2 protein-coding genes are annotated in these 11603 nt (G+C 74.1%); both read left to right on the top strand.

The features are described from left to right. A partial coding sequence (locus AB0B50_RS37615) for a condensation domain-containing protein (RefSeq protein ID WP_362340397.1) occupies positions 1-3179 on the top strand: 3179 nt, incomplete at its 5' end. A gap of 53 nt (positions 3180-3232) precedes the next feature. Continuing rightward, on the top strand, positions 3233-11602 hold the full coding sequence (locus tag AB0B50_RS37610; protein WP_362340395.1) for an SDR family NAD(P)-dependent oxidoreductase: 8370 nt from the start codon (positions 3233-3235) through the stop codon (positions 11600-11602). The last annotated feature ends 1 nt before the right edge of the window (position 11603 follow it).

Here is an 11603-nt window from a genome sequence, read left to right as displayed (position 1 = left end):
AGTACCTGGGCCGCAATGACGACCAGGTCAAGATCCGCGGTTTCCGTATCGAGCTCGGGGAGATCGAAGCCGCCCTCGCCGGACACGAAGCAGTCTCCCACGGCGTCGTCGTCCCGCGCGGCTCCGACGACAACCGTGCGCTCGTCGCCTACGTGAGCCCGACGCCGCAGTGGCTCGACGACGCCGCCCGCGAGCAGAACGCCACGCTCCTGGACCAGTGGCAGCGGGTCTTCGAGGACCAATACGCGGGGACCGGTGACGAAGCCGCCGACGACCTCAACCTGGCGGGCTGGGACAGCAGTTACACCGGCGTGCCCGTGCCCGAAGCCGGCATGCGCGAGTGGATCGACGGCACCGTCCAGCGCATCGCCGAGCTGCGGCCGCGGCGCCTGCTGGAGATCGGCTGCGGCACAGGACTGCTCCTGTTCCGCTACGCGGACGCCTGCGAGGCGGTGCACGCCTTCGACCTGTCGACCTCGGCGCTCGCCGATGTCCGCCGGGGCGTGGAGCGCCGCGGCTGGAGCCACGTCACCCTGGAGCAGGGGGACGCCCTGTCGATGGCCCGGCTCACCGGGCAGACCTTCGACACGATCGTGCTCAACTCCGTGGCCCAGTACTTCCCGAACCGGGTCTACCTGGAGGAGACGATCGCCCGGATGCTGCCGCTCCTGGAGGACGGCGGGCGCATCTTCATCGGCGACGTACGCAACCTCGACCTGCTCCCGGCCCACCTGAGCGCGGTCGAACGCAGCCGCGCCGGCGGCCGCACCACGGCAGGCGCGCTCGCCGAGCAGGTGCGGCGGCGCCGCAGGCAGGAGAGCGAACTGCTCCTGAGCCCCACCTACTTCGCCCGCATCGCCGAGCGCTTCCCCGAGCTGGGCGGCTACGACCTCATGGCCAAGCGCGGCGTCGAGGACAACGAGATGTCCGCCTACCGCTACGACGTCGTCCTGACCAAGGGGAAGGACACCCCCGTCGAGCCCCTGACGTGGCTGGACGCCGACACCGCGGAACGGCTGCGCGCCCTCCTGGAGGACGGCGCCCCCGACCGCTTCGGTGTCGGCGGCCTGCGCAACCCCCGGGTCGCCGACGACGTACGCGTCGGTGAGGGACTGGCCCGCTGGTCGCCCTCCCACGAAGTGGACCCGCTTCCCGGTGGCGTCCGGCTGACGGAGCAAGTCGCCGACGAGGTGCGGGAGTTGGAAGCCGTACTGCTGCGTGCCGAAGAGCTCGGCTACCAGGTGGCGGCCACCTGGTCGCAGGACCGTCCCGACGGCCTCGACCTGGTCTTCGGCCGGGATGCTCTGCCGCCGGTCCGGGCCCGCGCGCCCTACCGCGAGGCGCACCTGGCGAACTTCCCGCGGATCGGCGACCTGGGCCCCTCGGTGGCCCGCACGCTCAAGGAGCACCTGTCCGCGCGGCTGCCGGAGTACATGCTGCCCAGCGTGTTCATGCTCCTCGAAGAGCTGCCCATCACCCCCAACGGAAAGGTCGACAAGCGGGCGCTGCCCGCCCCGGACGAGGGCGCCGTGGCCAAGGAGGCCTACGTCGCGCCGCGCACCGGGACCCAGCGGACCCTCTGCCGCGTCCTCGAAGAGGTGCTCGGGGTCAGCCGTGTCGGCATCGAGGACAGCTTCTTCGCGCTCGGAGGGCACTCCCTCCTCGCTGTCCGGCTCAACCTGCGCGTGCGCCAGGAGACGGGCCGCGAACTTCCGCTGCAGCTGATCCTCACCGGCGCCACCGTGACCGAGATGGCCGCGGCGATGGAGGAGGAGCCGTCCGCGGCCGAGGCCGCGCCGCTCGTGCCGGCCGTGCCCGTCGCGGAGGGCGAGGAGGTGCCGCTCTCGCTCCAGCAGGGCGACCTGTGGTTCCTCGGCCACCCGGAGCACCTGGACGCCGCGTACGACAACGCGCAGCTGGCCCACCGGCTGACGGGACGCATCGACCGCGACGCCTTCGTGCGCGCCGTCCAGGCCCTCGTCGCACGGCACGCGGTACTGCGCACCGGCTATGTGCGCCGCGACGGAAACGTCGTCCAGCGCGTCCACGACGCCGCCGGCTTCGAGGCGACCGTCACCGAACCGATCGCCGGGGACGACGCCCTCGCCCAGTGGCTGAGGGAGGAACGCACCCGCCCCTTCGCGCCGGAGGGCCCGTACGCCGTGCGGATCCACCTGGTGCCGGTCGCGGACGACGAGCACGTCGTCGTGCTCACCCGCCCCTGGGGTGTCTTCGACGGCTGGTCGCTGACCATCGTGCTGACCGAACTCATGGTCCTGTACGGCGCGTCGAGCCGGGGCGAGGAGCCGGAGCTGCCTGAGCTGCCGCTCCAGTACGCCGACTTCGCCCGCTGGCAGCGGGAGGTGCTGGACGGCGCGGTGCTCGACCGCCAACGCGACTACTGGAAGCGGCAGTTGGACGGCCTGCCCGCCTGCCTGTCGCTGCGCACCGACCACCCGCGCCGCCCGGTGAAGTCCTACCGGGGCGCCAAGGTCGCGTTCGACGTCCCGCAGCCCGTGCTCGCGCGGCTCAGGCAGCTGGGCCAGGAGCACGACGGCACGCTGTACATGACCCTGCTGTCGGCGTTCGCCGTGCTCCTGGGCGGCCACGCGGACGACCGGGAGCTGGCCATCGGCTCGCCCGTCACCAACCGCCCGCGGGCCGAACTGGAGCAGCTCGTCGGCTACTTCGTGAACACCGTGGTGATCCGCCTCGGCATCGCGCCGGACCGTGTCTTCACCGACCTGCTGGCCCAGGCCAGGCAGGTCACGGGTGAGGCGCACGAGCACAAGGACCTGCCCTTCGCCGAACTGGTCGGGGACCTGGCACCGGAGGCCGATCCCTCGTACTCCCCGCTGTTCCAGGTGATGTTCAACCTGGTGCCGAACCCGGCCGCGGAGGCCGACGACGCGGCCGGAGCGGCGGACCTGGCGGTGAGCCCCGTCGCCGCCGACCCCGGACCGGCGAAGTACGACCTCAACCTGACCGCCCTGGAGACGGACTCCGGTCTGCAGGGTCAACTGGAGTACAGCACCGACCTGTTCACGCGGGACACCGCCGAGCACATGGCGCGGACGTACGAGCGGCTGCTGCGGGAGATCGCGGCGGACCCCGCGGCGGATCTGGCCGGGCTGCGGGCGCGGGCGGAGACGGCTGCCGAGGCGGACACGACCGCATGACGACTCACCCTCCACACCACCTCGAACAGGAACGACCGGAAGAGGAAGCAGGCATGTCCACGAGTGATCCGGCCGAGCGGGCGGTTGATCCGACCGGGCGCACGGTCGATGCGGTCGAGCGTGCGGTCGCCGTCGTCGGCATGTCCTGCAGGGTTCCGGGCGCCGAAGACCTCGACGCCTTCTGGGAGTTGCTGCACGACGGCGTGGACGCCATCACCGACGTGCCGGCCGGGCGGTGGGCCCTCGACGGGGTCCCGGACGAAGCGCCCGGCTTCGAGGGCGTGCTCCGCGGCGGATTCCTGGACCGCGTCGCCGACTTCGACAGCGGCTTCTTCGGCATCTCGCCGCGCGAGGCCGAGGCGATGGACCCGCGCCAGCGCCTGGCCCTCGAGCTGAGCTGGACGGCGCTCGAACACGCCGCCGTCGTGCCGGAAACCCTGCGTGGCGGCAAGGCCGCGGTGTTCCTCGGCGCCACCGGCGACGACTACGCCACGCTCGTCCACCGGCACGGCGGGGACGCCGTGTCCCACCACTCCATGGCGGGCCTGAGCCGCGGAGTGATCGCCAACCGCGTCTCCTACCAGCTCGGCCTGCGCGGCCCCAGCCTCACCGTGGACGCGGCGCAGTCCTCGTCCCTGGTCGCCGTCCACCTCGCCTGCGAGAGCCTGCTGTCGGGCGCCGCGACGCTGGCCCTGGCAGGCGGCGTCCACCTGAACCTGGCGCCGGAGGGCACGCTCGCCTTCGCGCGGGCGGGTGCCCTGTCCCCGGACGGGCGCTGCTACACCTTCGACGCGCGCGCCAACGGCACGGTGCGCGGTGAGGGCGGCGGCATGGTCGTCCTCAAGCGCCTGTCGGACGCCGTCGCCGACGGCGACACCGTCCACTGCGTCCTGCTCGGCAGCGCGGTCAACAACGACGGCGGCGGTGAGGGTCTCACCGTCCCCGACGGCGAGGCCCAGCAGGAGCTCCTGCACAGCGCCTACGACCGGGCCGCCGCGGACCCGGCCGGGGTGCGGTACGTCGAGCTGCACGGCACCGGCACACGCGCGGGCGACCCCGTCGAGGCGGCGGCGCTGGGAGCCGTGCTCGGTCAGGACAGGCCGGACGCGGAGCCGCTCCTCGTCGGCTCGGTCAAGACCAACATCGGGCACCTGGACGGTGCCGCGGGCGTGATCGGGCTGATCAAGGTCGCGCTCTCGGTGCGGAACGGAACCCTGCCGTCCAGCCTCAACTACGCCGAGCCCAACCCGGCGATCCCCATGGACCGGCTGGGGCTCCGGGTCAACGACACGACGGGGCCCTGGCCCGAGGGGCCGCGGCTCGCGGGCGTCAGCTCGTTCGGCGTGGGCGGCACCAACTGCCACGTGGTGGTGGGCGAGGCCCCCGCCGCGCACGCGGACGACTCCGCGGAGGCCGGGCAGACCGCGGAGCCGCCCGCGGTGCCCGTCGTGGTGTCGGGCACCAGCAGGGCCGCGCTGCGGGCCCAGGCACGACAGCTGCACGCGCGCGTGGCGGCCGACCCGGATCTGTGCCCCGTGGACGTCGGATACGCGGCGGCCACCACCCGGTCGGTGTTCGCGCACCGCGGTGTCGTCGTCGCCGCGGACCGCGCCGAACTCCTGGACGGCCTGGCCGCCCTCGCCGCGGGCGATCCTTCGCCCCACGTGGTGGAGGGCGTCGCGGGGTCCGCGTCCGGCGTCGTATGGGCGTTCCCCGGACAGGGCCCGCAGTGGGCCGGCATGGCCCTGGACCTGTGGGACTCCCTGCCGGTCTTCGCCGCCCGGATGGACGCGTGCGCGCGCCTGCTCGACGACCAGGTGGACTGGCGGCTGCGGGACGCGCTCGCCGACGAGGACGCGCTGCTGCGCATGGACGTCATGCAGCCCGCGCTGTTCGCGGTGCAGGTGTCCCTGGCCGAGGTGTGGCGCGCGGCCGGGATCGCCCCCGACGCCGTGGTCGGCCACTCCCAGGGCGAGATCACGGCCGCGTGCGCGGCGGGGATCATGCCCGTGGCGGACGGCATGCGCCTCATGGTCGAGCGCAGCCGGGTCATCGCCGACCGGCTCTCCGGCCGCGGCGGCATGGCGCTCGTCGAGATGACGGCGGCTGACGTCGAGGCGGCCATCGAGGACGCCGTGTGGGAGCGGGTCTCGATCGGCGCCGTGAACGGCCCGCGGGCGGTCGTCGTCTCCGGCCCGGTCGACGCCGTGGACGCGGTGGTGGCCGACTGCCGCGCCCGTGACGTGCGCGCCCGACGCGTCCCCATCGACTACGCCTCGCACTCGCCGCACGTCGAGGAGATCCGCGACGAGGTCCTGCGAGCGGCCGCGCACGTCACCACCGAGGACAGCGGGGTCGCCTTCTGCTCCACCGTCACCGGCGGCCGCGTCGACCCGTCCGACCTGGACGCCGCGTACTGGTACCGGAACCTGCGCGAACCGGTGCGCCTCGAGGACGCCGTACGGGCTCTCGCCGCCGACGGGCACCGGGTGTTCGTGGAGGCCAGCCCGCACCCCGTCCTGACGATGGCCGTCCAGGCCACCGTCGACACCGTGGAGGGCGCCGCCGACACGGTGGTGCAGGGCACGCTGCGGCGCGCCGAGGACGGCGTGCGGCGGCTCCTCCTGTCCCTGGCCGCGCTGCACGTGCGGGGCGTCACCGTGGACTGGCGGCCGGTGTTCGAGGACACCGGCGCCCGCGCCGTGGAGCTGCCCACCTACGCCTTCCGGCGCAGTACCCACTGGATCGCCGTCGAGGGAACGGGAGTTGGCGTGCGGCCGACGGCGGCACCGGCACCCGCGCCGACCCAGGACGCGTCCGGCGTCGAGGCACCCGCCATGGAGGAGCGGGATCTGCGCGCGCTGATCCACTCCCAGGCGGCAGCCGTCCTCGGACACACAGACCCGGAGACGGTCGCCGCGGACCGCACGTTCAAGGAGACCGGCTTCGACTCGGTCACCGCGGTGGAGCTCAGCACCCGGCTGAGCCAGGCCACCGGACTGCGGCTCGCCACCACGCTCGTCTACGACCACCCCACCCCCGCCGCGCTCCTGCGCCACCTCACCGAGGAGCTCGCGGGAGAGGCCCCGGACACCGAGGGGCCCGTACAGGGCCTCGCACCGGACGACGACCTGGTCGCGATCGTGGGCATGAGCTGCCGGCTGCCCGGCGGCGTGAGCTCACCCGAGGACCTGTGGCGGCTGGTCCGCGACGGGGTGGACGCCATCTCGCCGTTCCCCGAGGACCGCGGCTGGGACGTGGCACCGGAGGCGACAGGACAGGTCCGCAGCGGCGGATTCCTGTACGACGCCCCGGACTTCGACGCCGACTTCTTCCGGATCAGCCCCCGCGAGGCCCGCGCGATGGACCCGCAGCAGCGGCTGCTCCTCGAAACCTCGTGGGAGGCCCTGGAGCGCTCCGGGATCGACCCCGAGTCCCTGCGCCACAGCCGGACGGCCGTCTTCATGGGCGTGTCCGACCAGTCGTACGTCCCTCCGCTGCACGAGACGTCCGACAGCTTCGGCGGCTACGCCCTGACCGGCGGTCTGCCGAGCGTGGCGTCCGGCCGCATCGCCTACACCTTCGGGTTCGAGGGGCCCGCGGTGACGGTGGACACGGCGTGCTCGTCGTCGCTGGTGTCGCTGCACCTGGCGGCGGCCTCGCTGCGGTCGGGCGAGAGCTCCCTGGCGCTGGCGGGCGGGGCCGAAGTGATGTCCACGCCCGGCATGTTCGTGGAGTTCTCGCGGCAGAACGGCCTCTCGCCGGACGGCCGGTGCAAGGCGTTCTCGGACACGGCCGACGGCACGGGCTGGTCCGAGGGCGTCGGTGTGCTCGTCCTGGAGCGTCTTTCGGACGCGCGGCGCAACGGCCACCGGGTCCTCGCCGTACTGCGCGGCTCCGCCACCAACCAGGACGGCGCGTCCAACGGACTCTCCGCGCCGAACGGCCCCTCGCAGGAGCGGGTGATCCGCGACGCGCTGGCGCAGGCCGGTCTGTCGGCGACGGACGTGGACGCGGTGGAGGCGCACGGCACCGGCACGACACTGGGCGACCCGATCGAGGCGCGGGCGCTCCTGGCGACGTACGGGCAGGGCCGGGACGCCGAACGGCCGCTGTGGCTGGGCTCGTTGAAGTCGAACATCGGTCATGCGCAGGCGGCTGCCGGTGTGGCCGGTGTGATCAAGACGGTGCTCGCGCTGCGGCACGGTGTGCTGCCGCGGACGCTGCACGTGGAGCGTCCCTCGCGGCACGTGGACTGGTCGTCGGGCGCGGTGGAGCTGCTGACCGAGCAGCGGGAGTGGCCGGAGACCGGCCGTCCCCGCCGGGCCGCGGTGTCGTCGTTCGGGATCAGCGGCACCAACGCGCACGTGATCATCGAGCAGGCGCCCGCCGACGCCGAACCAGCCCTGGACGGCAGTGTGTTGGCGCATGGCTCGCTCCCTGTGCCGGTCCTCGTGTCCGCCAGGACCGAGGCCGCACTGGTCGACCAGGCCGCGCGGCTGCGGGAGCACCTCGCGTCCCACGCGGAGCTGCGCCCGCTCGACGTCGGCCGGTCGCTGGCCACGGCGCGCACGAGGTTCGAGCACCGGGCCGCCGTCGTGGCCGCCGACCGCGACGACCTCCTTGCCGGGCTGGACGCGCTGGTCCAGGGTGCCGCGAAGGCGCCGCGCTCGGTCGCGGGAACGGCACGGACCACCGGCGGCCGCGTGGTCTTCGTCTTCCCCGGCCAGGGCTCGCAGTGGGCGGGCATGGCCGTGGAACTCCTCGACGCGGAGCCGGTGTTCGCCGCGCGGCTGCGGTCCTGCGCCGCGGCGCTCGCGGAGTTCGTCGACTGGGACCTGGAGGACGTGCTGCGGCAGGCCGTGGACGCCCCGACCCTGGAGCGGGTCGATGTGGTCCAGCCCGCGTCCTGGGCGGTGATGGTGTCGCTCGCGGCGCTCTGGCGCTCCTACGGCGTCGAACCCGCCGCCGTCGTGGGCCACTCCCAGGGTGAGATCGCGGCCGCCTGCGTGGCTGGTGCCCTCACGCTGCGCGACGCGGCCCGCGTGGTCGCGCTCCGCTCCCGGGCCATCGCGCGGGAACTGGCGGGACACGGCGGAATGATGTCCGTGGCGCTGCCCGCCGCGGCGGCCGAGGCCCGCCTGGAGCGCTGGGAGGGCCGCCTCGCGGTGGCCGCCCTGAACGGTCCGAACGCCACCGTGGTGGCCGGTGACGCCGAGGCGCTCGACGCACTGCACGCCGACTGCCAGGCGGAGGGCGTACGGGCGCGCAAGGTCCCGGTGGACTACGCCTCGCACACCTCCCACGTCGAGCGCATCGAGGAGGAACTGGCCACGGTGCTCGCCGAGTTGAGCCCTGTGTCCGCCGTGGTGCCCTTCTACTCGACCGTGGAGAACGACTGGCTGGGCGAGGGCCTCGCGGACGCCGGCTACTGGTACCGCAACCTGCGCCGGACCGTGCACTTCCACTCCGCCGTTGCCGCGCTCGCCGAGCAGGGCCACGACACGTTCATCGAGGTCAGCTCCCACCCGGTGCTCACCATGAGCATCCAGGAGATCCTGGAGAACGGCGGCACCGCGCGGGCCGCCACGGTCTGCGGATCGCTGCGCCGCGACGAGGGCGGCCCCACCCGTTTTCTGGCCTCGGTCGCCGAGGTGTGGACGCGCGGCATCGACGTCGACTGGGAGCGGCTGTTCGCCGGCGCGCCCCGGGCCGACCTGCCGACGTACGCCTTCCAGCGCAATCGCCACTGGCTCGACGCCACCGCCGACCAGCCGCTCCTCGGGCACGCCGTGGAGCTCGCCGACGGCGCGGGCACCGTCCTGACGGAGCGCCTCTCGCTGCGGTCGCGGCCCTGGCTGACCGACCACCGTGTGCTCGGCAGGGCTGTGGTGCCCGGCACCGCCCTGCTCGACATGGCGCTGCGCGTCGGCGACGTCGTCGACGAACTGACGCTGCACACACCGCTGGTGGTGCCCGAGCGCGACGAGGTCGAGGTACAGCTGACGGCGGCCGCGCCGGACGACGCGGGCCGACGGGCGGTCCGCGTCCACGGCCGCGTCCTCGGCACCGCCGACGAGGCCTGGCAGCTCCACGCCACCGGTGTGGTCCGTGCGGCGGAGCCCGCGGACGCCGCTGTCGCGACGGAGGCATGGCCTCCGCCAGGGGCCACACCGGAGGACCGCACGGCCTGGTACGACGAACTCGCCGGGCGTGGCCTGGAGTACGGCCCCGCGTTCCGCAACCTGGAGCGCGTCTGGCGGCACGGCGACGACCTGCTCGCCGAAGTGGCGCTGCGCGAGGAGCCGGGGCCGTTCGGCGTGCACCCGGCGCTCCTCGACGCGGTGCTGCACCCGCTGGTCCTGGAGCAGCCCGGCACGATGGTGCCGTTCTCCTGGGCCGGTGTCCGCCTCGCGCGCAGAGGTGCGTCCCGGCTGCGGGTGCGGATCTCGCCGCTGGGCGAGGGCAGGGCCGCTCTGGACGTCGCCGACGGCAGCGGGGTCGAGGTGCTCTCCGTCGACTCGCTCACCCTGCGGCCCCTGGACGCCCGGCGCACCGACCCCAAGCTCTTCCAGGTGGAGTGGCGCGAGGCCGCCGCGCCCGCCGCCGCAAAGGCATGGGGTCCCGCGACGGCGGTACTGCCCGTCACGCCGGGCGACGCGGACGTGCCCACGGCCGTCCACGAGAGTGCCGAGTACGTGCTGCACCACGTACGCAAGTGGCTTGAGGAGAACGGCGAGGACTCCTCGCGCCTGGTCGTCGTCACCCGGCGTGCGGTGGCCGTGGAGCCCGGTGCCGATCTCGACCTCGCGGCCGCGACCGTGTGGGGGCTGCTGCGGCCCACCCAGACCGAACACCCCGGCCGGATCGTGCTCGTGGACACCGACGCCGCCGGTGACGATGCCGCTGAACCGGCCAGTGAAGAGCTGGCACGCGCGATGGCGCTCGATGAGCCCCAAGTGGCGCTGCGGGGCGGCAAGTCGTACGTTCCCCGGCTCGCCCGCGGCTCCGTACCGGCGCCCGACCAGGACCGTCCGGTCATCGACCCCGAGGGGACCGTGCTCATCACCGGCGGGACCGGCGGACTCGGCGCCGTCGTCGCACGTCGCCTCGTGACCGGTCACGGCGTACGCCACCTGCTGCTCGTCAGCAGGAGCGGCCGGGCCGCCGACGGCGTGGCCGAGCTGGTGGCCGAACTGGCCGCGCAGGGCGCCGCCGTCTCCGTCGCCGCCTGCGACGTCACCGACCGGGCCGCGCTCGCCGAACTCCTGGCGAGCGTCCCCGCGTCGGCGCCGCTGCGCGCCGTGGTGCACGCGGCCGGGCGCATGGACGACGCCGCGACGCTGACCCTGGAGCCCGAGCGGCTGCACGCGGTCCTGACGCCGAAGGTCGACGCCGCCTGGCATCTGCACGACCTCACCGCGGGCCTGGACCTGACGGCGTTCGTCCTCTTCTCCTCCGTGACCGCCACGGTGGGGCTCGCGGGCCAGGCCAACTACGCGGCGGGCAACGCCTTCCTCGACGCGCTGGCCCACCACCGGCACAGCGCGGACCTGCCCGCGCTCTCCCTCGGCTGGGGCCTGTGGGAGCAGCGCACCGGCATGACCGACCGGCTCGACGACGCCGACAAGCAGCGCATGCTCCGGATGGGCATGCGGCCGCTGCCGACGGACGACGGCCTGGCGCTGCTCGATCTCGTCCTCGCCGCGTCGGACCGGGCGCATCTGGTGCCCGCCTGGCTCGACGCCGCCGCGCTCCGCGACTCCGAGCCGCCCGCGCTGTTCCAGGGGCTCGTCCCGGCCAGGGCCGTGCGGGAGAGCAAGGCGCGGGGCGGCGCCGAGCCGTTGCGGGAGCGGCTGCTCACCCTGCCCGAGCGCGACCGGGAGTTGACGGTGCGGCGGCTCGTGCAGGCGGAGATCGTCTCCGTCCTCGGCAGGGCCGGGGCGGAGGAGGTGCCCGCCGACCGCGGCTTCACCACCCTCGGCTTCGACTCGCTGACGGCCCTGGAGCTGCGCAACCGCCTCTCCACCCTCACCGGCGTCACCCTCACCGCCACAGTGACCTTCGACCACCCGAGCCCGGCCGCGCTGGCCAGGCATCTGCTGGAGCGGCTCACCCCGGAACCGGCCGCCGCCGCACCGCAGGCGGCCGCGAAGCCACCGGCGGACCCGCCCGCACCGGCGTCGCCCACCGCAGGGCCCCCGGTCCTCGCCGACCTGGACCGGCTCGCGCACAGCGTGACCGGTGTCGGCGACGACGGACTGCGGGCGGCCGTCACCGACCGGCTCCTGGAGCTCCTCGGGGCGGTGGCCGTCGGACCGGAGCCGGACGACCCGGCGGACGTCCCGCATGACGAGCAGATTGCCGCGGCCGACGCGGACGAACTCTTTTCTCTGATCGACGATGAGCTGGGAAGGCCCTGAA

The sequence above is a fragment of the Streptomyces sp. NPDC041068 genome, from assembly GCF_040647455.1.
GTDB lineage: Bacteria > Actinomycetota > Actinomycetes > Streptomycetales > Streptomycetaceae > Streptomyces.
Note: the sequence above shows the minus strand (reverse complement) of the source record. Positions and strands in the feature narration are given on the sequence as shown.

Excerpts from the sequence above, each read along its gene's own strand:
- AB0B50_RS37610 (WP_362340395.1), top strand. The coding sequence starts at position 3,233 with ATGTCCACGAGTGATCCGGCCGAGCGGGCGGTTGATCCGACCGGGCGC.